The sequence below is a fragment of the Hyphomicrobiales bacterium genome (assembly GCA_016710435.1).
In the GTDB taxonomy this organism is placed as follows: domain Bacteria; phylum Pseudomonadota; class Alphaproteobacteria; order Rhizobiales; family Aestuariivirgaceae; genus Aestuariivirga.
Window position 1 is genome coordinate 239,715 of sequence record JADJVV010000001.1, and the last position, 24,882, is coordinate 264,596.

27 protein-coding genes and 1 tRNA gene are annotated in these 24,882 nt (G+C 63.1%); 8 read left to right on the forward strand and 20 right to left on the reverse strand.

Features of this window, described 5'->3' with window-relative positions; translation table 11 throughout:
* Positions 1-37 precede the first annotated feature (37 nt).
* Positions 38-1,300: a hypothetical protein gene (locus IPM06_01155; protein ID MBK8769020.1), complete on the reverse strand. Its 1,263-nt coding sequence runs from the start codon at positions 1,298-1,300 to the stop codon at positions 38-40.
* 322 nt (positions 1,301-1,622) lie between these two features.
* Here IPM06_01155 and IPM06_01160 point away from each other — a divergent pair, with 322 nt between their 5' ends.
* Entirely contained in the window at positions 1,623-3,674 is a 2,052-nt protein-coding gene (locus tag IPM06_01160) for an EAL domain-containing protein (GenBank protein ID MBK8769021.1), read from the forward strand.
* On the opposite strand, the gene IPM06_01165 is transcribed toward IPM06_01160, so the two are convergent.
* From IPM06_01165 to IPM06_01185, 5 genes are read right to left on the reverse strand one after another with little or no spacing between them, the layout of a single operon-like run.
* Entirely contained in the window at positions 3,671-4,120 is a 450-nt protein-coding gene (locus IPM06_01165; GenBank protein ID MBK8769022.1) for a nucleoside deaminase, read from the reverse strand. The genes IPM06_01160 and IPM06_01165 overlap by 4 nt on opposite strands.
* A gap of 11 nt (positions 4,121-4,131) precedes the next feature.
* Positions 4,132-5,073, reverse strand: coding sequence for an ABC transporter permease (locus IPM06_01170; GenBank protein ID MBK8769023.1), 942 nt, complete (start codon positions 5,071-5,073; stop codon positions 4,132-4,134).
* 3 nt (positions 5,074-5,076) lie between these two features.
* The gene (locus tag IPM06_01175) at positions 5,077-6,126 is read right to left on the reverse strand and encodes an ABC transporter permease (protein MBK8769024.1); all 1,050 of its coding nucleotides are present in this window, start codon (positions 6,124-6,126) and stop codon (positions 5,077-5,079) included.
* Entirely contained in the window at positions 6,116-7,642 is a 1,527-nt protein-coding gene (locus tag IPM06_01180; GenBank protein ID MBK8769025.1) for an ABC transporter ATP-binding protein, read from the reverse strand. Before IPM06_01180 ends, IPM06_01175 begins: the two co-directional genes overlap by 11 nt.
* Before the next feature lie 45 nt (positions 7,643-7,687).
* Positions 7,688-8,704, reverse strand: coding sequence for a BMP family protein (locus tag IPM06_01185; protein MBK8769026.1), 1,017 nt, complete (start codon positions 8,702-8,704; stop codon positions 7,688-7,690).
* 189 nt (positions 8,705-8,893) lie between these two features.
* Here IPM06_01185 and IPM06_01190 point away from each other — a divergent pair, with 189 nt between their 5' ends.
* Positions 8,894-10,987: an MASE1 domain-containing protein gene (locus tag IPM06_01190; protein MBK8769027.1), complete on the forward strand. Its 2,094-nt coding sequence runs from the start codon at positions 8,894-8,896 to the stop codon at positions 10,985-10,987.
* A 16-nt stretch (positions 10,988-11,003) separates the two neighbouring features.
* Here the strand turns inward: IPM06_01190 and IPM06_01195 are convergent.
* Positions 11,004-11,079, reverse strand: a tRNA-Ile gene (locus tag IPM06_01195).
* Positions 11,080-11,206: 127 nt separating this feature from the next.
* Between IPM06_01195 and IPM06_01200 the strand changes: the two genes are divergently transcribed.
* The 3 genes from IPM06_01200 (at position 11,207) to IPM06_01210 (ending at position 14,396) form a co-directional block, all read left to right on the forward strand.
* A complete protein-coding gene (locus IPM06_01200) occupies positions 11,207-12,664 on the forward strand; it encodes an AMP nucleosidase (protein ID MBK8769028.1) in 1,458 nt (485 codons plus the stop codon).
* A 65-nt stretch (positions 12,665-12,729) separates the two neighbouring features.
* Positions 12,730-13,431 (forward strand): SIMPL domain-containing protein, encoded by a 702-nt coding sequence (locus IPM06_01205; GenBank protein MBK8769029.1) that lies wholly within the window; start codon positions 12,730-12,732, stop codon positions 13,429-13,431.
* Between the two features lie 41 nt (positions 13,432-13,472).
* Positions 13,473-14,396, forward strand: a complete 924-nt coding sequence (locus IPM06_01210) for a hypothetical protein (GenBank protein ID MBK8769030.1) — start codon at positions 13,473-13,475, stop codon at positions 14,394-14,396.
* An 18-nt stretch (positions 14,397-14,414) separates the two neighbouring features.
* Here the strand turns inward: IPM06_01210 and IPM06_01215 are convergent, their stop codons facing one another.
* From IPM06_01215 to IPM06_01235, 5 genes are all read right to left on the reverse strand, one after another.
* Positions 14,415-15,038 (reverse strand): carbonic anhydrase, encoded by a 624-nt coding sequence (locus tag IPM06_01215; protein ID MBK8769031.1) that lies wholly within the window; start codon positions 15,036-15,038, stop codon positions 14,415-14,417.
* Positions 15,039-15,056: 18 nt separating this feature from the next.
* Complete coding sequence (locus tag IPM06_01220) at positions 15,057-15,950, reverse strand: carbon-nitrogen hydrolase family protein (protein MBK8769032.1); 894 nt, start codon at positions 15,948-15,950, stop codon at positions 15,057-15,059.
* On the reverse strand, positions 15,947-16,531 hold the full coding sequence (locus IPM06_01225) for a GNAT family N-acetyltransferase (GenBank protein ID MBK8769033.1): 585 nt from the start codon (positions 16,529-16,531) through the stop codon (positions 15,947-15,949). Before IPM06_01225 ends, IPM06_01220 begins: the two co-directional genes overlap by 4 nt.
* Before the next feature lie 121 nt (positions 16,532-16,652).
* Positions 16,653-17,066 carry a nuclear transport factor 2 family protein gene (locus IPM06_01230; GenBank protein ID MBK8769034.1) on the reverse strand — a complete coding sequence of 138 codons (414 nt, stop codon included), beginning with the start codon at positions 17,064-17,066 and terminating at the stop codon, positions 16,653-16,655.
* A 27-nt stretch (positions 17,067-17,093) separates the two neighbouring features.
* Positions 17,094-17,564: a hypothetical protein gene (locus tag IPM06_01235; GenBank protein MBK8769035.1), complete on the reverse strand. Its 471-nt coding sequence runs from the start codon at positions 17,562-17,564 to the stop codon at positions 17,094-17,096.
* Positions 17,565-17,641: 77 nt separating this feature from the next.
* Here IPM06_01235 and IPM06_01240 point away from each other — a divergent pair, with 77 nt between their 5' ends.
* On the forward strand, positions 17,642-18,283 hold the full coding sequence (locus IPM06_01240; protein MBK8769036.1) for a hypothetical protein: 642 nt from the start codon (positions 17,642-17,644) through the stop codon (positions 18,281-18,283).
* 42 nt (positions 18,284-18,325) lie between these two features.
* Positions 18,326-18,643: a hypothetical protein gene (locus tag IPM06_01245; protein ID MBK8769037.1), complete on the forward strand. Its 318-nt coding sequence runs from the start codon at positions 18,326-18,328 to the stop codon at positions 18,641-18,643.
* Between the two features lie 4 nt (positions 18,644-18,647).
* On the opposite strand, the gene IPM06_01250 is transcribed toward IPM06_01245, so the two are convergent.
* The 4 genes from IPM06_01250 to IPM06_01265 all read right to left on the reverse strand — a co-directional run bounded on the left by IPM06_01250 (position 18,648) and on the right by IPM06_01265 (position 20,402).
* Positions 18,648-19,013, reverse strand: coding sequence for a hypothetical protein (locus tag IPM06_01250; GenBank protein ID MBK8769038.1), 366 nt, complete (start codon positions 19,011-19,013; stop codon positions 18,648-18,650).
* Positions 19,010-19,276, reverse strand: a complete 267-nt coding sequence (locus tag IPM06_01255) for a hypothetical protein (GenBank protein ID MBK8769039.1) — start codon at positions 19,274-19,276, stop codon at positions 19,010-19,012. Before IPM06_01255 ends, IPM06_01250 begins: the two co-directional genes overlap by 4 nt.
* A 124-nt stretch (positions 19,277-19,400) precedes the next feature.
* Positions 19,401-19,616, reverse strand: coding sequence for a DUF2892 domain-containing protein (locus IPM06_01260; GenBank protein MBK8769040.1), 216 nt, complete (start codon positions 19,614-19,616; stop codon positions 19,401-19,403).
* Between the two features lie 81 nt (positions 19,617-19,697).
* Positions 19,698-20,402, reverse strand: a complete 705-nt coding sequence (locus IPM06_01265; GenBank protein MBK8769041.1) for a Crp/Fnr family transcriptional regulator — start codon at positions 20,400-20,402, stop codon at positions 19,698-19,700.
* Between the two features lie 125 nt (positions 20,403-20,527).
* Here IPM06_01265 and ppk2 point away from each other — a divergent pair, with 125 nt between their 5' ends.
* A complete protein-coding gene (gene ppk2, locus IPM06_01270) occupies positions 20,528-21,511 on the forward strand; it encodes a polyphosphate kinase 2 (GenBank protein ID MBK8769042.1) in 984 nt (327 codons plus the stop codon).
* Positions 21,512-21,624: 113 nt separating this feature from the next.
* Here ppk2 and IPM06_01275 read toward each other — a convergent pair whose 3' ends face one another.
* The 4 genes from IPM06_01275 to IPM06_01290 form a co-directional block, all read right to left on the reverse strand.
* Entirely contained in the window at positions 21,625-22,140 is a 516-nt protein-coding gene (locus tag IPM06_01275) for a diheme cytochrome c (protein MBK8769043.1), read from the reverse strand.
* Positions 22,089-22,490, reverse strand: a complete 402-nt coding sequence (locus IPM06_01280) for a DUF1924 domain-containing protein (protein MBK8769044.1) — start codon at positions 22,488-22,490, stop codon at positions 22,089-22,091. Before IPM06_01280 ends, IPM06_01275 begins: the two co-directional genes overlap by 52 nt.
* A gap of 5 nt (positions 22,491-22,495) precedes the next feature.
* Positions 22,496-23,620, reverse strand: a complete 1,125-nt coding sequence (locus IPM06_01285; GenBank protein MBK8769045.1) for a cytochrome b/b6 domain-containing protein — start codon at positions 23,618-23,620, stop codon at positions 22,496-22,498.
* Positions 23,621-23,707: 87 nt separating this feature from the next.
* The gene (locus IPM06_01290; protein MBK8769046.1) at positions 23,708-24,493 is read right to left on the reverse strand and encodes a dioxygenase; all 786 of its coding nucleotides are present in this window, start codon (positions 24,491-24,493) and stop codon (positions 23,708-23,710) included.
* Between the last annotated feature and the right edge of the window lie 389 nt (positions 24,494-24,882).

Sequence of the window (24,882 nt, forward strand, 5' to 3'; positions counted from 1 at the left end):
CGCGTTTCGGAAAAAGGTTAAGGAACGGCAAACAGAACTATTCCGAGAGAACCACATCTGCCGACGAGCGAATGCCGTCAGGTACCGGCACCTGGGTCGAAGCGTAGTCGGTGTTGAGCACCAGGCTCGGGCCGTTCTCAACAAGGAGACGCTTGGCAATGATGGCCGTGTAGGCCGACTTGGCCGCGACCGTCGCCGCCGGATCGACCAGCAGGAAGCCGCGCGGCAGATAGATGGTGCCAGTCAGGTTGAAGGCATTTGTCGCGCGGATGTTGTGGATGCGGAACAGCGTTGAATTGGCATCCTCATAGAACAGCAGTCCCGCCATTGCCCCCGTCTCGGCACCCGAGAGGTCGATTGTCGCATTGTCAAAGAACTGGATCAGCGACAAATTTCCGGTGAGATAGAAACCGACGTTCTTGCCTGTGACCTTCGACGTGTCTGCGACGATGAACGGTCCATCCTTGATGATGTAGTTGCCCGCCTTGAAGGTCACGTTCGAACCTTTCGTCACGGTGATGCCACCGCAGTACACACCGGGGCTCAGAGTCACCGTCTTGGCGGAAATGATCGTCAGCAGGTGATCGCAAGATCCCACCGCAGGCGGAGCGCGGCTTGAAAGCGGGTCGGCAACGGCCGGACAGTCCGTGACCACGGGCGTGCCTTGCGTGCCGCCCTTGTTGTAAACGCCGCCTGCCGAGCACACGAGATCAGCGGTGATCGACGATCCCGCCCCCATGTAGACGCCGGTGGAGTGTGTCGAATTCGAATAGACGCTGCAGCCATTCCCTTGCAGACGGGCGCCATTCATCATCGACACGGCGGATGTGCCGCTCGGATTGAGGGCAAGCACGCAGATTTTGGACTCGCCCACAAGCTCGGCGCGCGCATCAACAACAATCGGCGTGATCTTCGCGCCCAGGAAATGTGCAAAGAATGGCTTCCAGTAGTCGGTCACGACGACCTTCACCGAATCAGCCCCATCATCAATCTCGACGCTGGTTTCCGTAGAACCGTTCTTGTCGGCCAACGCCGTTTCGACGTAACTGCGGGCGATGGCATCAACCGGACTGGCGCCAGTGCTTGCACCGGCGATGGAAGCCGCCCCTGCCGGTGCCGCCCCACTGGCGATGACCGATAGTTCACGCGTCGCCGCAAGGGCCGCCGAATCCGCAGCAGACTGAAGCTGGTTCTTTTTGAACGTGTAAACCGCGAAATCGGACGCGATGCCAACAGCGCCAAGCAACGCAGGTGCGGCCACCGCGAATGACACCGCGGTCGATCCGGATACGGACGCCATCAGTTGCGCCAGCAGCGCAAAGGTGCCGCGAAGTGCGGCTCTCGAATGTCGGCGTTTCCTGCAAAACTTGCTCAAGGAGAAGAACCTTTCACCCATACCGATAGTGGAATGGCCTGACGCACGCAAAGCGTTCGACAATTCGAAGCTAATGCTCGGTAAAACCGATGCCTTTCCATCACCCCTGCATGGTTAACGAAATCTGCACGTGGACCACACGGATGATCGCCACGCGTCATTTACCAATCTTGCAAGTGTGCAGTGCCTCTTTATCGGCTGGTAAGGGCCACACGCGCACCTTCACAGCCGTGATGAGGGACGCGACGTGCAATTGAAATCCGTGAAGATGGGCGTCGGCCGCCGCATCGGCGTGCTTGTTTCCACCGCTGTGGTGGCAACCGTTCTCTGCGTGGCGGGTCTGTTGGCTGCCTACCAGGCCATGCAAAACACATCCATGAAACGGGCGGCCATCGAAGGCACGGCCTATGTTTTCGCCTCCGCCGTCGCCGATCATCTGGAAGCGCGCGAAGTACACACCATTCAGTCCGTGTTGCGCTCCGTGGACCGCGTGCCTGGCGTCATCTCGGCGTCCGTCTACGATTCCAACGCAAACCTGGTTGCAACGCTGGGCCAGCGCGCCGTGCTGCGCAACACCGCAGTCTCCGCCGATCCCGGCTTCTGGGAGATGATGCAGACCGCAACGATTCCGGTTTCCGTCAGCGTCATCAAATCCGGGCAGCCCGTTGGGTCGCTCGTCATCGTCGCCGACATTTCCGATCTGCGCAACCGCTTCCTCAAGACTATGCTGGTCGTCACAGCCGCTTCGATCATTGCCGCCGCCGTGGGTGTGCTCCTCTCGATCCCGCTCCAGCGCCGCATCACCGGTCCCATCCGAAACCTCACGTCTTCGATGTTGCAGATCAAGGAAAACCGCGAGTATGACACCAACCTGAAGGCCGAAAATGACGACGAGACGGGCCTCATGGTGGATGCCTTCAACAGCCTCATCTCGGATATCCGCTTTCGCGACCAATCCCTGCAGAAACTTGCTTACTACGATCCGCTCACGGGACTTCCCAACCGTACGAACTTCCAGCGCACCTTGCAGGACAGCCTCGATGGCCTGACCGGTGGTTATGATTCACTGGGCGTGGCACTCTTCAACATCAGCGCCTTCCACACCTTCAATGACGCACTCGGCCATTCCATCGGCGACGCCATTCTCATGAACGTCGCCGCCATCATCAAGGACAATGCAGGCAGCGCCACCATGGTCGCCCGCGTGGGCGGCGACGAATTTGCGGCGATCATTCCCGACAACGGCACAGGCACCCAGACCGAGGCCACGATTGCCCGCGTGCAATCGGCCTTTTACCAGCCCGTCATGATCCTCGACTATGAATTGCACCTCAGCCTGTCGGCAGGCGCCACCATCATGCCGCGCGACAGCCGCAACGTCAGCGACGCGCTGCGCCACGTCGATCTCGCCGGAAATGCCGCAAAGAAGCTGGGCCCGGGACGCGCCATGTTCTTCACGCCCGACATGGATGATGTCGTCAAGCGCGAGACGGAATTGAGCCAGGCGCTCCGCTCCGCCATCGGCAATCAGGAATTCGAGGTGCACTACCAGCCGCAATACCACGTGGCGTCGCGCAGCATCGTGGGCTTTGAGGCCCTGTTGCGCTGGAAGCATCCGCAACTCGGCTACGTCTCGCCCGGACTCTTCGTGCCGATCGCCGAGAAGAGCGGCATGATTGGTGCCATCGGCGACTGGGTGATGGAGGAAAGCTGCCGCCAGGCCAAGGCCTGGATCGATGCCGGCGAAAGGCCCCGCCCCATCGCCGTCAACGTGTCACCTGCGCAGATGCTGCAATCCGGCTTTGTGCGCAAGGTCGGCCAGTGCCTGGAACACACGGGCCTGGCGCCCAATCTGCTTTGCGTCGAACTGACCGAAAGCCTGTTCCTCGGGCGCTCGCTCAATTCCGTCCGTGTCATTCTCGACGACATGCACGCCCTCGGCGTGACGCTGGCACTCGACGATTTCGGCACGGGCTACTCGTCTCTCAGCTACCTCTCGCAACTTCCCTTCGACAAGCTGAAGATCGACCGCTCGTTCGTCAGCGGTGCCCACACCTCTCCACGCCGCCGTGAAATCTTGCGCTCCATCATCGTCATGGCGCATTCGCTGGGCATGGAAGTGGTGGCCGAAGGTGCGGAAGAAACGGGCGAGATCGACGTACTGCGCACGCTGAAATCGGATCAGATCCAGGGTTTCGGCATCGCCCGCCCGGAGCGCCCCGCCACCGTCCTTGCAACAGTGCGGAAGATCGAGGCAAGCGCGCCAGCAAAGGCCCCTTCGGCCGCGGCCCGCGCCTAATCCTCCGCGATATCCTCGTTCCACAGCTGCGGCTTCTCGCGGATGAAGCGCGACATCAGGTCGATGCAGTCCGCATCGTTCACCACGATCACTTCAACGCCCTTGGAGCGGAGGAATTCCTCGTTGCCGCCGAAGTTCTGGTTCTCACCCACGACCACGCGGGGAATACCGAACTGGATGATCGTGCCGGTGCACATCATGCACGGGCTGAGCGAGGTGTAGAGCGTGGTGTCCTTGTAGGTCTTCTGCCGCCCGGCCTTGCGCAGCGCATCCATCTCGCCATGGGCAATGGGGTCTCCACCCTGCACGCGCTGGTTCCGCCCCTGCGAGACCAGCTTGCCATCCCGCGCCAGCACGGAGCCGATGGGGCATCCGCCCTCGTCATAGCCGGCCTTCGCTTCTTCATAGGCCACACGCAGGAATTTCTTGTCGCTTTCGGTCAGCATCTTTCGCTCCGTTACCGTTCACCCTTGCGATAGGGCACCATCAGGGCGCGAGGATAGGCAACGCGCCGTGACATGACAATGAGGGCGATGATCGACAGCACATATGGCATCATCAGGAACACCTGATAGGGCACCGCCGCGCTCGCCAGTTGCTGCAGGCGCAACTGATAGGCATCGAACAATCCGAACAGCAAGGCCCCCAGCAGCGCCTTGCCGGGATGCCAGGCCGAGAACACGACAAGCGCAATGCAGATCCAGCCCCGGCCGTTCATCATTTCAAAGAAGAAGGAATTGAAGGCCGACAGCGTGATGAAACTGCCGCCTACTCCCATGAGCGCACTTCCCGCCATCACGGCCAGCATGCGGATTGCGGTGACGTTCATTCCTTGTGCCTCTGCGGCAGCGGGATTTTCGCCAACCGTTAGCACCGCGAGGCCTGCAGGCGTGCGATAGAGAAACCACGACACGGCTACGACCATCGCAAAGGCCAGATAGGTGAGCGGCGTTTGTTGGAACAGCGCTGGCCCCAGCAACGGAATGTCACTGAGCAGCGGAACGCTGAGCGGCTGGAACGGCTCGATCTTCGGTGGCGACGTGACCTCCGGAAAAACCAGGCGGTAGGCATAGTAGCAGAGCGACGTCGACAACAGCGTGACGCCGATGCCGGTGACATGCTGCGACAGGCCGAGCGGCACCACCAGCGTTCCATGCAGCAAGCCGAACATGGCACCGGCAAGGGCCGCCACGGCAACACCCATCCACAACCCGCCGCCAAGATAGACCGTAAGCCAGCCGGCGAACGCGCCCGCTGTCATGATGCCCTCGATGCCAAGATTGAGCACACCCGCCCGCTCGCAGATCAATTCACCCAGCGTCCCGAAGATGAGTGGCGAGGCGATGCGAATGACGGCGGCCCACAGGGATGCGGTAAACAGGATGTCCAGCGCTTCCATCACTCACCTCCACCGCACGCGATAACGCGTCAGCATGATCGCCGACACCATGGAGAGGAGTGAAATCGCCACCATCACTTGAGCGATGTAGCTGGGCACGCCCGCCGTGCGGCTCATGGCGTCGGCGCCGACAAACACGGCGGCGACGAAGATCGCAGCAGCAATCACGCCGAGGGGATGCAGCATCGCCAGCATGGCGACAACAATGCCCGTGTACCCAAAGCCCGGCGACAGATCGAGCGTGAGATTGCCCTTGAGGCCGGTCACCTCCGACCAGCCAGCAAGCCCCGCCAGTCCGCCAGAGAGCAGCGCCGTCTTGGCGAGAACGGTGTTCACGGGAATGCCTGCGAAATGCGCCGCTTTCGCGTTGTGGCCGACGGCGCGCATCTCGTACCCCAATGCCGAGCGCCGGTCGATGATCCACACCAGCACGGCCGCAAGGATGGCGATCACAAAACCAAGATGCAGCCGCTTGCCCGCCACAAGCCGCGGCAACACTGCATCCGCCACCACCTTCTTCGACTGCGGCCACCCCAGTCCCATGGGATCCTTCAGCACGCCTTCCAGCAGCATGCTGACAAACAGCAGCGCCACAAAATTGAGGAGCAAGGTCGTCACCACTTCATCGACGCCAAACCGCGTTTTCAGGAACGTCGGAACGGACAAAACCAGCGCACCGCCCAGCATGGCGGAGATCATCAGCACCGGCCACAGGATCGGCCAGGGCAGAGGCAGCAGCCCCGTTCCCATCACCACCGTCATCACGGCGCCGATATAGAGTTGCGCCTCCGCGCCGATGTTCCAGAGCTTGGCGCGGAAGGCCACTGCCGCAGCGAGACCCGTGAAAATGAGAGGCGTGGCGCGTGTCAATGTTTCGAGTGCCGCAAAGCGCGAACCCAGGGCACCTTTCACCATCAGCCCGAACACCTGGAAAGGCGAGGCTCCCGACAGCATCACCAGCACGGCGCAAACCCCCATCGCGAAAATGAGCGCCAGCACCGGCAGGGCGATCATGCGCGAGGTGGAGCGCTTCTCCAGCGGTTCAAGCCGCATGGTCTTGCTCCACATGAATGAACCCCTGCCCCGCCATCATCAGTCCGAGCCTGCCAATGTCGACCATGGGTCGCGCCATGAGAGGTGAAACCTGCCCCTGGTAGATGACGGCAATCTGGTCAGCCAGCGCCAGCAACTCGTCCAGGTCCTCGGAAATCAGCAACACACCGGCGCCATTGCTCCGCGCCTTCAGCAGTTGCTCATGCACGTAAGCCACCGCGCCGACATCCAGCCCGCGTGTCGGCTGATTGGCCAGCACCACGCATGGATTGGCGTTCATCACCCGTCCGAGAATCAGCTTCTGCATGTTGCCGCCCGAGAGAAGCCGCACCCGCGCCTGGGGCCCCGGACACTTGACGCCGTAGTTGTCAATGACCGTGCGCGCAAACGCGTCCGCCGCTGCCCAGTCGATGAGACCATGCGACGAGAAGCGGCTGCGATACGCCTCCGACACCACATTCTCCGTGATGCTCATGTCACCGATGAGCCCTTCCGCGTGGCGGTCCTCCGGAATGCGGGCCACGCCACGCTCCACCATCAGGCGGGGCGAAATCGCAGACAGCGGCACGCCGTTCACCTCAACGGTCCCGGTCTCCGGGGGCAGCAGGCCACCCACCACATCGGCCAACAGGCTCTGCCCATTTCCCGAAACGCCCGCGATGCCGACAATTTCACCGGCACGCACCCGCAACATCACATCCCGGAGAGACGCCGCGCCCCGCCGTGCACTCACATGCGCGAGATCGAGCAGCGGAGCACCCGGCTCCCGCGCCAGCGCTTTCGGCTGCGGAACAAGCCGCCCCACCATCAACTCGGCCAGTTCGGCGCGCGTCACATCTGCAATGTCCTTTTGCGCCACCAGCTTTCCGCTGCGCAGGATGGCAACGCCGTGGCAGGCATCCATGATCTCGCCCAGCTTGTGCGAGATGAAAATGATCGAGAGGCCGCGCGCCACGAAACGTTTCAGCGTGGCGAAGAGTGCCGTTGCCTCCTGCGGGGCGAGAACCGCCGTCGGTTCATCGAGAATGAGAATGCGCGCCTGCCGGTAAAGTGCCTTCAGGATCTCGACGCGCTGCCGCTCACCGACGGAGAGCGTGGACACCACGGCATCGGGATGAACGGCGAGACCAAAGTCTTCACTGAGTTGCCTGATGCGCGCCCGCGCCGCGCCATGATCCGACCGCCAGCGCCACAGCGGCTCCGTCCCCAGGATGATGTTGTCCAGCACCGTGAGATTGTCAGCGAGCGTGAAGTGCTGGTGCACCATGCCGATGCCGGCCTCCAGTGCCGCGCGAGGCTCTCCCGGCGGCAACACCTTGCCGTTCACGCGTATCTCACCCTCGTCCGCCACGTAGTGACCGAACAGGATGTTCATGAGCGTGGTCTTCCCCGCGCCATTCTCGCCGAGTAGCCCCAGGATTTCACCCGGCCCCACCTCAAGCGAAATCGCGTCGTTGGCGAGGAGCGGGCCAAAACGTTTGCTGACGCGGGATATGGAAAGAACGGGCGCGGACATCAGGGCGACACCTCCCCCGTCGCGGAGGAGGTGCCAGTGCAGGCGTTACGACGACTTCGGTTCGTTGTCGTTGATTGCGACGGTGAAGCTGCCGTCCTTGATGGCCGCTTCCTTCTCCGCCACAAGCTTTTTCACATCGTCCGGCACCTTGGCATCGAATGTGCCGAGCGGCGCCAGCGAACAGCCGCCGGCCTTCATGAAGGAATACTGGCCATAGTCGTCGGCCTTGAAGCTGCCACCCTTGATGGCGGCGATGGCCGCATCAAGCGTCGGTTCGAAGTGCCACAGCGCCGAAGCAACGACCGTGTCGGGGTAGTCGGCCTGCGTGTCGATGACGTTGCCTACCGCAAGCACGCCCTTCTCCTTCGCCGCATCGGAAACACCAAAGCGTTCGGCATAGAGCAGGTCCGCGCCCGCATCGATCTGCGCCAGCGCCGTTTCCTTGGCCTTGGGCGGATCGAACCACGAGCCGATGAAAGCGACGAGGAATGTCGCATCCTTCCGCGTCTCCTTCACACCCGCCATGAAGGCGTTCATCAACCGGTTCACCTCCGGAATGGGATAGCCGCCCACCATGCCGATCTTGCCGGACTTGGTCATGGCACCGGCAACAATCCCGGACAGATAGGACGCGTCCTGGATGTAGTTGTCGAAGACCGCAAAGTTGGGATTGGCCGCGGCATCAGGTTTGAAGGACGAGCCGATGAGGAAGGCGCGGTCCGGATAATCCTTCGCCACCGCGCGCGCGGCATCTTCCACCGCAAAAGCCTCGCCGACGATCAACTGATGGCCCGCCTCGCAATATTCGCGCATGACGCGCTCGTAGTCCGTGTTCGCCACCTTTTCCGAGAACACGTACTCAATATCGCCCCGGTCTTTCGCCGTGTTCGCGGCCTTGTGAATGCGGCTCACCCACTGCTGCTCCACGGGCACCGTGTAGACCGACGCCATCTTGATCGGTCCGTCGGCGCGTGCGGCTTGCGGCAGCAACCCTGCCAGCGGCAAGGTTGCACCGGCCTTCAAGAGCAGCCGGCGATTGAGCGAGATGAATTGGTTGGACATTGCGTTTCTCCCTGGCAGGCGATGCGCCCTGCCTGGACTATTGCACTCCCCCAAAATGCTGTCCACGCGGTCAAAACAGGTTTTGCGCTGCAAAATTCTCCGCGCCCGAAAGCGGCGCAAAACGCCCGGTGGGGCGCCCGGGTTCCACGTCTTGCGCGGTTTTTGCGCCCGAAAGCAAAAGTATTTTCATTGCCGCGCCCAAGGATTTCAATATCATCCGGCGAACTCAACATACCTCGCGAGGCGAAGCTGAGTTCCTCCGGCTCCACAGACTCCCCATCTGCATCGCAGCGCAACCTGTCTCAGCGCTGGGCCGAGGCGCGCGCCGCCTTCCCCGGTCTGCAGCGCCTTGTGCTGCTGTACCTGTCCTATCTCTACGCGGCGTGGGTGGGCCAGGGTCTCGCCATCATTCCCGGCATCGACATCACCTTCTGGCCGCCCGCGGGGTTGATGATGGGCACCCTGCTCCTCACCCGCAGCGCAAGCTGGCCCTGGTGGCTCATGGTCGGCGTCGCGGGAGAGTTCTCGGCCAACGCATTCTGGTTCCACAATCCCGCCCACTACACCATGATCTATGCGCTCGGAAACGTGGGGGAAGTGCTGCTCGGTGCATTGCTGTTCCGCAAACTCTCGGAACGGCCGCGCAGGATCGAATCCTTCCAGACCAGCTTGTCGCTCATCATCAGCGCCGGCGTCGCCCCCGTTGTGTCCGCCACCGTGATCGCCAGTGTGGATGCCTTCCTCGCCATGAAGCATTCCTTCGTGGAAACCTTCGGGCTTGTCTGGCTCGGCGACAGCACCGGCATTCTGGCAATTGCGCCGCTCATGCTGGTGACCGCGCAACTCTGGAAGACACGTCACGACATTGATGCGGTGCGTATCGTCGAACCGGTCCTGCTGATCGCCGGTGTTGTAGTGGTGCTCTTCACCGCCGCCTACACCTTCCAGCACTTTGCCTATGCCGCCTTGCCGCTGCTCGTGTGGCTGGCGGTGCGCACGCGCTTTGCCGGCGTGACGGTGGCGATCACCGTCCTTTCCATCGCCGCGAGCTACATCAGTTCGCACCGTCTGGGACTCTTCGCCGATCCAGACACGGTGAAACTCCGCATCGTCTTCGTGCAATCCTTCCTCGGCATCTCCGCCCTTGTATCGCTGCTCGTGGCGGCATTGGCGCAGCAATATGCGGAGACACTGGCCAGCCTGCAGGAAGCGAACCGCAACCTGGAACGCAATGTCGAGCAGCGCACCATGCGCATGCGGGAGAGCGAACAGCGCCTGCAACTCGCCCTCGACGCGGCCGGCTCCGGCACATGGTCGCTCGATCTGGATACGCAGGTGCCGGTGTGGGACACCCGCTTCCAGGACGCCCACGCCATCAAGCCCGGTGATCCCGTCACCATCGACACCTGGATCCATGCCATTCACCCGGACGACCAGCAGCGGGTGCGGGCCCAGCTCGAACGCCTGAACAGCCCCGCAACATCGGACACCTGGGAAAGCGAATACCGCGTGCGCCACCCCGAGGTAGGCGACCGCTGGCTCCTGACCGTGGGCCGCATCATTCAGCAGCAGGGCGAGAAACCGACAGGATTGTCCGGCATCTTTCTCGACATCACCTTCCGCAAGACCCACGAGCAGCGCCTGCGCATGCTCATGCGGGAATCGAGCCACCGCAAGAAGAACCTGCTCGCCGTGGTCCTGGCCGTCGCGCGCAACACCGTTGCCGATGCACCGGACGATTTCCTGCAGCGCTTCCAGGCGCGCATCCATGCGCTCGCCGCAGGCTATGACGTGCTGATCAACAATGCGTGGACCGGCGTGAAATTGCACCAGCTCATCGGCTTGCAACTCGCGCACTTCGAAGACCTCATCGGCAAGCGCATTTTCCTCGAAGGCCCCGATCTCAAAATCAACGCCTCCGCCGCCCAGCCACTGGGCATGGCCCTGCACGAGCTTTCCACCAACGCCAGCAAGTATGGCTCCCTCGCCACCCCGGAGGGCGAGATTCACGTGCGCTGGGAAATGGAAGACACCGGCAAGCCCGATGTGCCCTGCACCTTCCGCATGAGCTGGACGGAAAGCGGCGGACCGCGCGTCGTGCATCCGCGCCGCCGCGGTTTCGGCACCGCCGTCACCGAACGCATGATCCAGACGTCATTCGCCGCTGACGTGACACTCGACTACCGCCCCGAAGGCGTGTTCTGGACCATGGCCTGCCCCTGCGACCAGGTCCTCGAAACCGACGACACGCCCAAACAGGACATGCTGTTTCCGGATCTGTGATGGGTTCGGGGGAATGTGGTGGGCCCGGCAGGACTCGAACCTGCAACCAGACGGTTATGAGCCGTCAGCTCTAACCATTGAGCTACAGGCCCCACCTGCCCCGGACAGTTGGGACGCCGCTCACTAACCGATTTGCAGGGAGAAGGCCAGTCCGGCTGGCGCGGAAGGGCCGGTGCCGCCCGTTTTTGAACCCGCAACAAGCCGTGCTATAGGCCGCTGATGATATATCAGGATTTGACTCCCGAGGCCGCCGTCGACGCCCTCATCGCGCTCCACGCCGAAGCAACGACAGGCCTGAAGGATGCGCTGGACCACTATTTCAAGACGCGCACCGTGCCCACGGCGGAAGAGCGCGCGGCCTTCTGCTACCCCGAACTCCTCGTCACCTATGAGTCGCAGGGCCTGCAACCGAACATCTCGCGCGCCTTTGCCAAGTTCACCGGACCCGGCGTTTATGCCACGACCGTGACGCAGCCCACGCACTTCGCGCCCTATCTGCTGCAACAACTCCGTTATCTGGTGCGGGACTACGGCGCCAGGCTGCGGGTGCGGCCTTCGACGCAGGAGATCCCCTATCCTTACGTGCTCGACAAGGGCGACGACCTCGGCGCGGGCGGTGTCTCGGCCGCGGAACTGGCGCTGCATTTCCCTGTTCCGCAGCTTTCCCTCGTGGGTGACGAGATTGCCGATGGCACCTTTGCCCAGGAGCGCGGCGATCCGCTGCCGCTGGCGCTGTTCGATGCCGTACGCATAGACTATTCGCTGAAGCGGCTGCAGCACTACACCGGCACGCACTGGTCCCACGTCCAGCCGTGGATCCTGCTCACCAACTATCACCGCTATGTGGACCAGTTCGTGCAGTGGAGTCTGGCGCGCCTGCGCGAGGACGGGCCCTACGAAGCGCTCTATCTTCCCGGCGGCGGCGTCATTGCCCGCGACATGCGTGAACCGGATGCGCTGAAGGTGATCGACGGCAGCCCCTGGCACCGCTTCCAGATGCCGGGCTATCACCTCACCCGCAAGGATGGGCATGATGGCATCACGCTGGTGAACATCGGTGTCGGGCCTTCGAATGCAAAGACGATCACGGATCATCTTGCGGTGCTCAGGCCCCATTGCTGGCTGATGATCGGCCACTGTGGCGGGCTTCGCCAGTCGCAACGGATCGGCGACTACGTTCTCGCCCACGCCTACCTCCGCCAGGATCACATCCTCGATTCACTGGTGCCGCCGGACATTCCCATTCCCGCACTCGCCGAGATCCAGGTGGCGCTGCAGGCCGCTGCCGCAGACGTGACGGGCGAACAGGGGGAGGCCCTGAAATCGCGGCTGCGCACCGGCACCGTCGTCACCAACGATGACCGCAACTGGGAACTGCGCTGGACGCCGGAGCGGAAGCGCATCAACCTCTCGCGCGCCATCGCCGTCGACATGGAATCCGGAACCATCGCGGCCCAAGGCTACCGCCTGCGCGTGCCCTACGGCACGCTTCTCTGCGTGTCCGACAAGCCGCTGCATGGTGAAATCAAATTGCCCGGTGCGGCCAATGCCTTCTACGACCGCGCCGTGGGTGAACACCTGCTGATCGGTTTGGCGGCGGTGGACCGCCTGCGTGTCGACCGCGCCGGACTGCATTCGCGCAAGCTGCGCAGTTTCGACGAGCCGCCGTTCCGCTGATCCGGTCCGCCCTTTTGCTGCCGCAATTTATTCCTATCTGCTTCCGCCAAGGAGAACGAACTTCGATGCTGACCCGCCTGTTTGCCGCTTTGACCGCCGCCACCCTGCTCTTCACTCCCGCCCTTGCTGACGAGGCCAAATTGAACCGCACGATTTCCATCACCGGCACGGGCGAAGTGCGCGCCGTTCCCGACATGGCGACGATCACCCTCGGTGTGATGTCCAACGCGCTGACGGCACAGGAGGCGCTGACCGCCAACACCAAGGCGATGACCGATGTGATGGCGCTGCTGAAGCAGCAGGGCATCGAGGACCGCGACATCGCCACGTCCAACTTCAACATCTCGCCGCGCTATGACTATGGCCAGGGCGGCACGCAGCAGCCGAAGGTGACGGGCTACGACGTCTCCAACACCGTGACCGTGACCGTGCGCAAGATCGCCGCACTGGGCGACCTGCTCGACAAGGCCGTGACGGCCGGCTCCAACCAGGTCTACGGTATTGCCTTCTCGGTCTCCAAGCCCGACGCGATGCTGGATACCGCGCGCCAGAACGCCGTGGCGGACGCGCGTCACAAAGCCGAAATCTATGCCACCGCCGGTGGCTTCACCCTCGGCGATATCGTGTCGCTCAGCGAAGGCGGCGGATACCGCCCGCCCATGCCCATGATGAAATCAGCCATGGCCGCCGATGCCGCCCCCGTTCCGGTGGCCCAGGGTGAGCAGGCCCTGACAATCGATGTCAGCATCGTGTGGTCGATCAAGTAAACGCGACTGGAACAAATGCGATGGCCTGATAGTTTCAGGCCATGCCCTTCCACGTCCGAGACCCCTGGCGCGTTCAATATTTCGACGCCGTGCCCTGCCCCGCGGACGTGCACGTTCCCATTGACGACATTGATTGCTGGGAGTGGTTTCCCGACTATCGCTACATCTACGACAAGCTCCACGTGGCGCGGAGCCAGGGCGTGGAGAGCGGCACGGCCACCGATGTGCCAGGACATTTTCCCGTCTTCGCCAAGCCCCGCGTGAACCTGAAGGGCATGGGGTTGGGCAGTTGCGTGCTCCAAAGCGAAGCGGACTTCCGCCGCCACATGACGCCAGACATGATGTGGATGGACCTGTTCACCGGCCCCCACATCTCCACCGACGCCGCGGTGGTGAAAGGCGCCGTCGCCTGGATCCGCCATGCCGAGGGCATTGCCTGGACCGAAGGCATGTTCAAGCACTGGATCATCCGCGCGGAGGACGACGGCCCCCTCACCCGCTTCCTCACGCAGTGGGTGGCGCGCGAACTCCCCGGCTACACCGGCATGATCAACATCGAAACCATCGGCGGCAAAATCATCGAGGCGCAGATCCGCTTCGCCGACCAGTGGTGCGACCTCTATGGCCGCGCCTGGTTTGATGCCGTGGTGGAGTTATACGGAAAGGGCGTGTGGGATTTGCAGCAGCCCCACACGCGCGAAGGCTACTCGGTGCCACTCTTCGCCCGTCACGGCGCGGTGCCACCGCACCCGCCGGCCGAGGTGCAGGCCCGCATCCGAGCCATGCCGCACGTCTCCAGCCTGCAGGTCACCTATCACGAAGCCAAGGACGGCAAAGCCCACCCCATGCCACCGGGCGGCTTCCGCCTGGGCATCGTCAACGGCTGGGACTTGCAGGCCTGCTTCGCCGCGAGAATAGCCCTGGCCGCGGCGTTTCCGGGAGTTGAGGTGATGTTGCCGGAGTGAGATCCACGCTGCGCCAGCTCACATCAGCGCCCAGCTCCGCGCCATCTCGTCATACACATGCAGTTCACCCAGCGAGATGTCGAACCAGGCGCCGTGCACGGTGAGGTCGTTCTTGTTTTCGCGCAGGCGGAGCCACGGGAAGGTGCGGAGGTTGGCGAGGGAATGTTCGACCGAGGCATGTTCCACCGCCGTCTGCACGTCCTTGTGGTCGTGGTCATGGCGCACGGTTTCCGCCACGTCCTTCACGCCCGACATCCACTTGCCGATGAAATCTCCCGCCGACAGCGGATCGCCGCCTTCGACCACGGCGCGGATGCCGCCGCAGCGGCCGTGGCCCATCACCACCACATGCTTCACGCCGAGCGCGATGACGGCGAACTCGATGGCCGCACTTGTGGCGTGGTGGCGGCCATCCGGCGCGTAGGGAGGCACGAGGTTTGCGACATTGCGCAGGACGAAAATCTCGCCGGGGCCCGCATCGAAGATCGTTTCCGGCGCGGCGCGGGAATCGCAGCAGGCGATGATCATGACAGTGGGTTTCTGCACGCCCGTGCCAAGACGCGCGTAGCGTTCCTTTTCATCGGCGTAGCGGCCGCCGCGGAACGATTGATAGCCATCGAGAAGGTGCTTGGGGAATGTCATGTCTTGTTCCTCACCAGATCAGCGGAGATCAATCAACCGGGCTTTTGGCAGCGCGGCAGCGCCCGGCTGTTCCGGCCAATGGGCATAGGTGCGCACGCCGCCGTTCGCCCGCGCCTGCGCCAGCAGGTCGAGGTCGAGCGTCGCCGTCACCCATTGCGGCGCGTTCATCTCGCCCAGCGCCATGGCGCCATTGGCCGGGAAGCCCCTGTCGGGCGGCGCGAAAATACCGGCCATGCCCACATTGTTTTCAACCGCCGTGCAGAAGGGTGCGGGCCCCACGCAGGGTGAATGCACGGTGTAGACCTGGTTTTCGAGGGCCCGCGCCGCAGCCCCGGTGCGCACCCGCCAGTAGCCCCATTCGGTTTCGGTGTTGGAGGGCGCGAGGATGATCTCCGCCCCCGCTTCCGCCAGCGCCCGCGAGAGGAGCGGGAATTCGATGTCGTAACAGATGAGCAGGCCCACCTTGGCGATGCCGATGTCATATACCGAAAGGTCACGGCCACCGCTGATGCGCCACGGGTCGCGCTCCCACGGCGTCGGCATGATCTTGGTGAAGCTGGCGGGCTTGCCGGTGGGTCCGGCAAGCTGGGCGATATTGTTTCGCGTGCCATTGCTGACGCAGGGACCGCTGCCGGCGACGATCATCACGCCATGCGTGCGCGCCAGGTCGCAGGTGAGGGCGGAAATCTCGCCGGTGAAATCCGATACGGCCTCAATGCTGCCCTGCAGATCGAGTCCGCGCCCGCCGATGGCCGAGAGTTCCATGGCGGCGTATTCCGGGAAGACGAGGATCTGCGCGCCCTGCTCCACGGCCTCCTCGCACCAGCGCGAGACCTTGGCGCGCCACTGCGCCAGCGAGGCGATTTCATCCAGCGGATATTGCGCGGCGGCAATGGTGACGGTGCGGCTCACAGGTCTCTCATCCAGAATTGCATGGGCTTCAACGTATCATGGGGCTGGTCCAGATCACGCCATGAAAATTCCGTGACGAGCCCCGGCACGGGCGCATAGCCGCGCTTGCGCCAGAACGGGTCGAGCGGGGCATATTTGGGAGGCCGCGCCGGATGATCCTCAGGGCGCGCGACGGCGCAGAAGGCGGCGTGGCTGGCACCCAGCGCACGGGCCTGTTGTTCCCGCAGGTCAAAGAAGCGGTGCCCTGCCCCCTGCCCGCGATAGTCCGGCAGCAACACGGACTCGGCACAATAGAAGATGCTGGCCACATCCAGCCCGCGGGCAAGGAATGGCGCCTGGAACGCTTCATGCTCCGCCGCCAGCGGGCAACCCGTGGCGGCACCCACAATATCCGCACCGTCGCGCGCCACCACCACGACCGCGCCCGCACTGGCGGCAAAGCGCGCGAGGTAGTCGCGCTCATAGGCAAGCGTGCCGTCATAGAGATAGGGGAAATCGCGGAACACGCGAATGCGCAACCGCGCCACATCCTCGATGACAGAGGCGACGTCAGGTCCGGTGAGGGAGGCGTAGGTCAGCATGGGTGCCGCTCGCTTGCCCTTCGACGTCCGCTGCGCGGGCAACTCAGAGTGAGGACAAATTGATCATCCCCCATGCCGAGGTGCTCGCGGCACGCGAGCGTCGAAGCATGCGCAACGAGTCTCACGTCCCCAGCACCTGCCGGGTCCAGTCCTTGAGATTGTAGTGGGTGGTGACACGGCTGATCTTGCCGTTTTTCAGTTCAAAGAACGTGCCGACACGCAGCTTGTAGCTCTGGCCCTTGGCCTTGGGCAGGCCGGGATCGGTCTTGAGATACTTGCCCTTCAGCTTGAACTCGGCGGCGGCACGGCTGCCATCGCTGTTCGTCATGATGACGATGTCGGAGAGCGTTTCCTTGTAGGAGGCATTCATGTGGGCGAGGAAGGCCGCGAACTTGTCCTTGCCCTTGCGCGCTTCGCCCTGGCTCACATCATGCACGAACCCCGCGCCGAGGCAGGCGAGCATGCCGTCCACGTCCTGGGCGTTGAAGGCGTCGTAGTAGCGGGTGATGAGCTTGCGGGTCTGGGCGGCGGACATCGGATTCTCCTTGTGCCGCCGCACTAATCAGAAACCGCCGCAGCCTTCAAGCCTCACTTCAGCTTCTTCGGGTTCAGGGATTTTTCGATGGTCTTTTCCTTTTCCCTTCTCATCCCACACGGAAGCGAGGAAGCATTCGGTGGCATATTTGGCTTGCCCCTTGCAGAAGGCCGTGAGTGCGGCGAGGACGGCAGCCTCGTTGGGCGCGCCGCACACGGTTTCCGTCCAGTGAACCTCGCCGGTCGTGACCCCCATGGAGCCGGACCAGCCGCGTCCACAGGCCGAAGTGATGATGCATTCGTCGCTGCCGCCGGATGCGTCCTTGCATTTCTGCATCGCGCATTGTGCGGCGGTGATGGCATCGGCCTTGAGGCACACCTCGAAGGCCTGTTCGGGTGCGATGGCGGCGGCAAAGGCAACGCCCCCGTCCGTGCCTGCCTCCTGGGCGTGGGCCGCCATGGGCATCAGGCAGAGGCCGGCGATGAGAAGTCGCTTCATGAAAGTCTCCGGTTTGCCCCGTCCGCGACGATAGCCCGCTTGGCAGGCGTGTCAAAGTCGCGCTATGCGCTGCCACCATGAGTACCATCACATCCCTCTTCCCCACCCACATCTACCGCGCCGACAAGGCCGGCCCCGGCACCCTGACGGCCGAACTGGAAGTGGCTGCCCTGTCGCTCAGCCGCGACGACATGGCCGGGATCAAATGGTGCGAGAAGCACGGCTATGCCGGATACACGTCCTATGGGTCGTTGAACGATCTCTCCCGGCGCATGCGCGTCTTCGCCAAGCTGGAACGCATCCTCGACCGCCACGCACTGGCCTTCGCCCGGCACCTGCACTGGGACATCAAGGGCGGCCGCCCAGTGTGCGACTCGCTCTGGGTGAACGTGCTGCCGGAGGGCGGCAGCCATACCGGGCACATCCATCCCAACAGCGTCATCAGCGGCACCTACTACGTGAAGGTGCCACAAGGCGCAGGTCCCATCGTCTACGAAGATCCACGCCTTGCCCGCATGATGGCGGTGCCGCCGCGCAAGAAGAATGCCCCGCAGGATTTCCAGTCCCATGTCAGCTTCCGCCCCGTGCCGGGCACGATGTTCATGTGGGAAAGCTGGCTGCGTCACGAGGTTCCGCTGAACCGCGCCGAGGGCGAACGCATTTCGGTGAGCTTCAACTACGTCATCGGCAACAAAGACGACGCAAGACAGGCGCGTTGAGCTGTGCCAATCTTCATCGCGGGGGCGCGATGGAGGATGGCAATGAAACTTCGCACCCCTGCAATCATCTTGGCTGCAATGACGTCGGCAAGCCTGCTTTGGGCTCCGCAGGCAGTCGCCTTTTGCGGCGTGATCCAGGAAACCGCGCAATCACAGAATCCCATGCTTGCAAATCCGAAGGCGACCCGCATGGTGGACCGCAAGGTGCGCGCCCTCAAACACCAGTATCGCCGCAAGCTGGTGCTCGACCAGCGGTCGAGCGAATGCGTGGGCGGGGCTGTCGCCATTGACGCCAACGGCAACCAGATCGTCGGTCCGGCGCGCTGCACGGTGACGCAACCTTTCTGCGTCAACCCGTAAGCGCTCAGCGCCGGCGCGGCGCGTCCTCTTCGCCTGCCGTATCCTCCAGATGAAAGCGATGGAGGAGCCGGTGCAGCATGGGCGCGAGCACGAGTCCGGCGACGGCGAAGAACAGCAGGCCGCAGACCAGCGCGTAGATGCCTTCGAAGACGTATCCGGCGGTGGAGTCGAGCTTGTCCAGCGGACCCATGCCCGAAAGGATCATGGCCGCGTTGGCGAAGCCCTGCGCCGGTCCCATGGGTCCCAGCGCCATATAGCCCGCCATGCCAACCACGAGTGAAACGGCAACGATGCCCAGCGCCCACAGGCCATTGGCCCAGATGCGCGCCGCCAGCACGGCGCGGGAGGCAAGCTGCCCGTGGCGTTTCATTTGAACATCCTGTCGCCCAGCTGGTCCACGATCAGCCGGCCCTTGGCAAGGGCGATGTCGGCGCAATCATCCCGGTCGCTGAACTTGTCGGCGCGGATGAAGTGGTGCTCCTTGCCGTCCTTGCTGATGCGGCCCGCGAGCTGCCACTGGCCGCCCTCCTTGAAGGGCTCGGCGGAAATGGCATAGCCATTGTACTCGGCTGTCTTCGCCACCGCAGGAGCCTCGCTGCGCCCGCCCCCAAACAGTTTGCTCCAGATCGACATGTCTCTTCTCCCATTGCCAGTGGCGAGTCTAACGCGGCGGCCCGCCAAACGGAACCGGCTTGATGAGCAAAAGAAAACGCCGGGAAACAGCTATCCCGGCGTCCACGAATGATCTGTCCAAACCTCAGCGCATGGCGCGGGAGCCTGTCTTGATCGGGCAGGATGAGAGACCGAAGATGCTGTAGACCGGGCACACGCCCATGGCGGCCGTCAGAAGCGGCACGATGCCGATGTAACCGATCCAGGCATAGGGGTGCCCCGAGAAGAAGGCGAAGGCCAGCAGCGCCAGGCCAAACAGCACGCGGAGCGCGCGATCAATCTTTCCCACGTTCTTTTTCATTCTGCGTCAATCTCCAACTGCGCAAACCTTATGCGCTGTGCCAAACCTTAGCGTGCAGTTCCGCCGCTGTCAGTGACTTCGTCACCAAACATCGGCAAAATGTTCAAGTGCTGCCTCGTCCTTCAGGACAACGCGGCCGCGCCCGATTTCCACCCAGCCCTTGTCGGCAAAATCATGGAGAAGGCGGGTCACGACCTCCCGGGCGGAATTGAGGTCCTGTGCCATCACCTGATGGGTGGCCTCGACGACACCGTTCCGCGCCATCCGCAGCAAATGCCGCGCCAGCCGCCGGTCCACGTGGCGCACCGCCACTTCCTGCACCAGCCCGATCAGCGCCTGCACACGCTCTCCATACGAAGAAAAGACGAACCGCCGGAAGCCCGGTGACGTCGCCAGCAGGTCCTCGAACACGGGCTTGGGGAGGATGACGGCATCGGTCTCCGTTTCCGCGACGCCTTCCGCATCGTAGTGTTCACCGGAGAGCAGACCTGCCGTCGTCAGAATGCATGTCTCGCCATCCTGCACCCGGTAGAGCACGATTTCCCGTCCGGTTTCGGTGAGCACCGAAACCTTCACCGAGCCGCGTTTCACCACGATGTAGTTGCTGCACGCATGGCCCGGACGGAAGGCCCGCTCGCCCGCATGCAAGTGAAGGGGGATCATCTGCTTGAGAATGAGCGCGCGGGCACTGTCCTCAAGCGTCGCCAGCGCGCCAGACTGGAACAGCGAGGGCAGCGTGGAGGCCGCATCAGCCGGTCCGGGCGCGGAAGAAGAATGTGTAACCATGCTGACATTCTGGCACCGGCCCGTGGAGGAACTTTGACATGAATCAAGGTTGCACGGCGTTTCAGTCATACACTTCGAGTTTCGTTCGGGGAGCCTTCCCCGTCGTAACTGCGAGGAGGGATTCCATGAACGACGTCACGATGAACGCGCCAGAAGCACCGCAAGCCGCCGAGATCAAAACCGAAGAGGCCGCCCCCGCCGCGCCGCCGCCAGGCATGGACCGGCTGCCGCGCCTCTCGCCCAGCCAGCTTCGCCATGACCCGGAAGCCATTCGCCATGCCTTCGAAACAGGCGCCTACCCCTACCAGAACCGAATCTCCAACAAGACCTATGAAAAGGAGATGGAGGAACTGCAGGTGGAACTGCTCAAGGTGCAGAGCTGGGTGAAGGAGAACAACGAACGCATCGTGATCCTGTTCGAGGGCCGTGACGCCGCGGGCAAGGGCGGCACCATCAAGCGCTTCATGGAGCATCTCAATCCGCGCGGCGCCCGCGTGGTGGCCCTTGAAAAGCCCACCGAACGCGAGCGCACCCAATGGTATTTCCAGCGCTACATCGCCAACCTGCCGTCAGGCGGCGAGATCGTGTTCTTCGACCGCTCCTGGTACAACCGGGGCGGTGTGGAGCGCGTCATGAACTTCTGCACGCCCAACGAATACCTGGAGTTCATGCGCCAGTGTCCCGACCTTGAACGCATGCTGGTCCGCTCCGGCGTGCATCTCTTCAAGTTCTGGTTCTCGGTCACGCGCGATGAACAGCATCGCCGTTTCAAGTCGCGTGAGAATGATCCCTTGAAACAGTGGAAGCTGTCGCCCATCGACAAGGCCTCGCTCGACAAGTGGGACGATTACACCGAGGCGAAAGAGGCGATGTTCTTCTACACCGATACCGCCGATGCGCCGTGGACCATCATCAAGTCAGACGACAAGAAGCGCGCCCGCATCGCCTGCATGCAGTATTTCCTGTCGTCGCTGCCCTACCCCGAGAAGAACAAGAAGATCGTGGCCGGCCCCGATCCCCTGCTCGTCGGCACGACTGCTCACGTGATCGGCCGCGACGAACACATCCTCGGAAAGACATTGCGGCCGGGCAACGGGAAGAAGAAGTAGGCACGGTACCGGCGGCCTGCTCCCACCCGTGTCAGCGGGCGGCGGTCCCTGGCAGAGGACATGCCTGAGACCGCCATGGCGCGGGTGCAGGGCGCGGAGCCCGCAGTTGCGTCTCAATCGTCTTCGAAATAGCCCTTCTCGGCGCCCTGGTGGCAGGCCACGCAATTGCTCAAGCTGCCCACCTTCTTCATGGTGGCGTCCGAGAAGCGGCCATGTTCGCCCTTGAAGCGCGGCAGTTCGGTAATCCGGAGCGGCGTCTGGTCTGCCGGGATACCACGCGGGAAGCCGCGCATCTTGTCCGAAGCATCGGCCGCATTGGCCACAAGGTAGTCCCGGATGGCGGTGGTCGCATCCGCCGCAAGCGAGGCATCCTCGCCGAAGTGATCCTTGAGATTGCCGGTGAGAGCCTCCCATGACCGCGCCGGCAGGAAGCCGGGCGGATAGGCCATGTGGCAGGCGCTGCACTCCTTCTTCGTCAACTCGTCGGTGACGACGCCACGGGCGCCGTCCGCCAGAGCCACGGTTGCAACGGCGAAAAGACAGGCCGCAGAAAGCAGGATACGCATGTGAATTCTCCTCAAAGTCCGGACAGGTAGGTGATGAAGTCGCCCTTCTCGGCGGCGGTGCATTCACGCCCGAGAACGGTGTTGCAGTTCCGGCCGAACCACTTCTCCACCTTCGCGGCATCGGTGAAGCGGTCCGGTGTGACCGAGACGGCCATCGGATCAATGCTCTTGCCCGCGCGGGTCTTTCCCGCTTTCAGGGGCGAGGCTGTGTGACAGCTGGAACAGGATGGCGATTCCGCCGAGGCGGTGAACTGCTGGGCGTAGAACGCCTTGCCGCGGCCCGCATCGAAACCCGCAAATCCACCATCAGCGGCTTTGGCCGCTGCGGCATAAGCAGCGAGAATATCGTCGCGCGGGCCTGCCGAGGCGGGCGTGGCGAAAACAGCCGCCGCAAGGGCGAGCGGCAGGATCATCCATTTCATTGTTTTGTCTCCTGTGGGATTGAAATCTGTTGGGGTGCGAAAGTGCCTGTCTCCGCATCACCATGGCAGGCGGCACAATTCTGCTTGCTGTTGACAGGCGGTGCCTTGAATACGGCATCGGCCAATTCGCTGTGGCGGCGCGTCCAGAATGGCGTCGCGGTGATTTCCAATGGACGCTCCGCATTCACACGGCGGAAGCGGTTGGCGGCGAAGCTGTCGGAATTTTCCGCGCTGTTGGCGGTGAGGAAGGCGGTGATGGCCGCAACCTTGTCGGCTGGAAGGCTCGCGTCTTCACCGAAATGATCATCGAGTGATGACATCAGCTTGGTCCAGCTCTGCGCGGGCAGCAGCGTGGGGTGAAAGGCCATGTGACAATCGCCGCAATCCGTTTTCCAACCCGCATCCACTGCAACAGCGCGCACGCCCTTCGGCGGCAGGGCGTTGGCGAAAACGACAGCCCCCACCACACCCGCACCCGCAAGCCCCACCATCGCCGCAGCAAGACCTGCGCGTGCACTGAAGCTGCGTGTTGCCGGAACGAAGCCTGCCACCTTGCGGCCCGTCACCATGGCCTTCGCCAGGTTCTCGCCACTGCGGCGCGATTCAAACGCCATGCCCGCAATGTGGGCCGCAACGAGTGCGAGGAGCGCGTAGGCCAGAAGCTCATGCGGCTCGCGCATGAGATCACCGGTGGCGAAGGAGATGAAGCCCTTGCCCGGCCCCTGCTTGAAGGCACCACCCAGCATCAGCACACCGGTGAGCAGGATCAGCGACAGCGTGACCAGCAGCGTCACCACCATCCAGGCGCCCAGCGCATTATGCCCGCCCTCGCGATGCACACGCCCCGACTGGATGTCGCGAAGATGGGTGATGACGGCCGATGGCGAGAGTGTGAAATTTGCAAAGCGCGCATAGGTGCTGCCGGTGAGGCCCCACACAAGCCGCGCAAGGATGAGTCCGCCAATGCCGGCACCGGCCCAGACATGAACGGAAAGCCAGTTCGCCGGGAAGAAAAGCCCCGTCACCAGCGCGACCGTCACGCACGCCACAAGCGCCCAGTGGAACAGCCGCACCGGCAAATCCCACACGGGCACATCAGGGCGTTGAATTGATACTTGCATGATTACAGAAGAACCCAATCATTTCAGGCTCTTCTGTAATCCAGTGTGGCTGACGCGAAACTGACAGTCCGCGCCACCCCGTTCCGCTCAGCCGAAGCGATAGCTCGATGCCGTGACGCCGCCGTAGACATTGGCGTCATGATAGACGCGCGTCGCCTTCTCGTTTTCCGCCGCCCCTACCGCCGCCATCAGTGGAATGAGGTGGTCTTCGCGCGGATGGCAGATGCGCGCAGACGGGGCCTGCTCCCACGCCTTCAGCTTCGCAACACGCGTCTTGGGATCAGACTGCATCGCATCGTCGAGCCAGGCATCGAACGCCGCAGATGGCTCCTTCGCGCCGGGACCGAAGAGCCTGAGGTTGTGATAGCTGAGGCCGCTGCCGACGATCACGACGCCTTCATCGCGCAAGGGTGCAAGCGCACGGCCCAGCGCAAGGTGCTCTTCGGGATCATAGCCATGGCGCATGGAAACCTGCAGCAGGGGCACATCCGCATTGGGATACATCACCTGCATGGGCGCGAAGACGCCGTGGTCGAAGCCCCGGTCGGGATCGAGGTGCGTCGGCAACCCCGCCGCCGTCAGAAGTTCGGCAATGCGCTTCGCCAGCGCAGGTGCCCCCGGCGCGGAATATTTGATCTCGTAGGTGAAGGGCGGAAAGCCGCCGTAGTCATAGACCATGCCCGGCGCATCGCCCGACATCACCGCGAAGTCCTTTTCCTCCCAATGGCCGGACACCATCAGGATCGCCTTGGGCGTGACGCCGATTTCCTTCGACATGTTCGCCAGTGAAACTTCAAGGCTCTTCAGCATCTGCCGCATGTCCGGCAACCAGGGCCATGGGCCCCCGCCGTGAGAGATGAAATAGGTCGGCATCCGCGTGGTCATGATCGAGTTTCCTTTCGCCGATATATATAACTACATGAGTTACAGATACAAGGGCCTCAGCGATGGGTGGGCGGACGGTGCCGCCCACTTTCTGGGGCCCATAGGCCGACGATCGCGGTTCAGGCTGCGCGTCCCGCGGGGAAAACATTGCATGTTCGGGAAGCGGCGGCAATTCCAGGCCCTGCCCGTGGAAGCGAGTTTCAGGTCTTGCCGATGCGGCACATGCCCCGCTTCCATCCGCTTTGGCGCGGACGGGGTATGGCGCGGCGCAACTCAGGCCTTGGCGTCGTCAGCCTTCTTGTGGCTGCATCCGCACCCACACGAGGGTTCCGGAAGCTTCGGCTTTTCAGAAGCAGCGGCGGGAGCAGGCTGAGGGG

What these genes read in the sequence shown, in the direction of transcription:
- IPM06_01155 (MBK8769020.1), bottom strand. Translation starts at nt 1,300, where the DNA reads ATGGCGTCCGTATCCGGATCGACCGCGGTGTCATTCGCGGTGGCCGCA.
- IPM06_01165 (MBK8769022.1), bottom strand. Translation starts at nt 4,120, where the DNA reads ATGCTGACCGAAAGCGACAAGAAATTCCTGCGTGTGGCCTATGAAGAA.
- IPM06_01170 (MBK8769023.1), bottom strand. Translation starts at nt 5,073, where the DNA reads ATGGAAGCGCTGGACATCCTGTTTACCGCATCCCTGTGGGCCGCCGTC.
- IPM06_01175 (MBK8769024.1), bottom strand. Translation starts at nt 6,126, where the DNA reads ATGCGGCTTGAACCGCTGGAGAAGCGCTCCACCTCGCGCATGATCGCC.
- IPM06_01180 (MBK8769025.1), bottom strand. Translation starts at nt 7,642, where the DNA reads ATGTCCGCGCCCGTTCTTTCCATATCCCGCGTCAGCAAACGTTTTGGC.
- IPM06_01185 (MBK8769026.1), bottom strand. Translation starts at nt 8,704, where the DNA reads ATGTCCAACCAATTCATCTCGCTCAATCGCCGGCTGCTCTTGAAGGCC.
- IPM06_01200 (MBK8769028.1), top strand. Translation starts at nt 11,207, where the DNA reads ATGATATATCAGGATTTGACTCCCGAGGCCGCCGTCGACGCCCTCATC.
- IPM06_01205 (MBK8769029.1), top strand. Translation starts at nt 12,730, where the DNA reads ATGCTGACCCGCCTGTTTGCCGCTTTGACCGCCGCCACCCTGCTCTTC.
- IPM06_01210 (MBK8769030.1), top strand. Translation starts at nt 13,473, where the DNA reads ATGCCCTTCCACGTCCGAGACCCCTGGCGCGTTCAATATTTCGACGCC.
- IPM06_01215 (MBK8769031.1), bottom strand. Translation starts at nt 15,038, where the DNA reads ATGACATTCCCCAAGCACCTTCTCGATGGCTATCAATCGTTCCGCGGC.
- IPM06_01225 (MBK8769033.1), bottom strand. Translation starts at nt 16,531, where the DNA reads ATGCTGACCTACGCCTCCCTCACCGGACCTGACGTCGCCTCTGTCATC.
- IPM06_01230 (MBK8769034.1), bottom strand. Translation starts at nt 17,066, where the DNA reads ATGTCCGCCGCCCAGACCCGCAAGCTCATCACCCGCTACTACGACGCC.
- IPM06_01235 (MBK8769035.1), bottom strand. Translation starts at nt 17,564, where the DNA reads ATGAAGCGACTTCTCATCGCCGGCCTCTGCCTGATGCCCATGGCGGCC.
- IPM06_01240 (MBK8769036.1), top strand. Translation starts at nt 17,642, where the DNA reads ATGAGTACCATCACATCCCTCTTCCCCACCCACATCTACCGCGCCGAC.
- IPM06_01245 (MBK8769037.1), top strand. Translation starts at nt 18,326, where the DNA reads ATGAAACTTCGCACCCCTGCAATCATCTTGGCTGCAATGACGTCGGCA.
- IPM06_01250 (MBK8769038.1), bottom strand. Translation starts at nt 19,013, where the DNA reads ATGAAACGCCACGGGCAGCTTGCCTCCCGCGCCGTGCTGGCGGCGCGC.
- IPM06_01255 (MBK8769039.1), bottom strand. Translation starts at nt 19,276, where the DNA reads ATGTCGATCTGGAGCAAACTGTTTGGGGGCGGGCGCAGCGAGGCTCCT.
- IPM06_01260 (MBK8769040.1), bottom strand. Translation starts at nt 19,616, where the DNA reads ATGAAAAAGAACGTGGGAAAGATTGATCGCGCGCTCCGCGTGCTGTTT.
- IPM06_01265 (MBK8769041.1), bottom strand. Translation starts at nt 20,402, where the DNA reads ATGGTTACACATTCTTCTTCCGCGCCCGGACCGGCTGATGCGGCCTCC.
- ppk2 (MBK8769042.1), top strand. Translation starts at nt 20,528, where the DNA reads ATGAACGACGTCACGATGAACGCGCCAGAAGCACCGCAAGCCGCCGAG.
- IPM06_01275 (MBK8769043.1), bottom strand. Translation starts at nt 22,140, where the DNA reads ATGCACCGCCGCCGAGAAGGGCGACTTCATCACCTACCTGTCCGGACT.
- IPM06_01280 (MBK8769044.1), bottom strand. Translation starts at nt 22,490, where the DNA reads ATGATCCTGCCGCTCGCCCTTGCGGCGGCTGTTTTCGCCACGCCCGCC.
- IPM06_01285 (MBK8769045.1), bottom strand. Translation starts at nt 23,620, where the DNA reads ATGCAAGTATCAATTCAACGCCCTGATGTGCCCGTGTGGGATTTGCCG.
- IPM06_01290 (MBK8769046.1), bottom strand. Translation starts at nt 24,493, where the DNA reads ATGCCGACCTATTTCATCTCTCACGGCGGGGGCCCATGGCCCTGGTTG.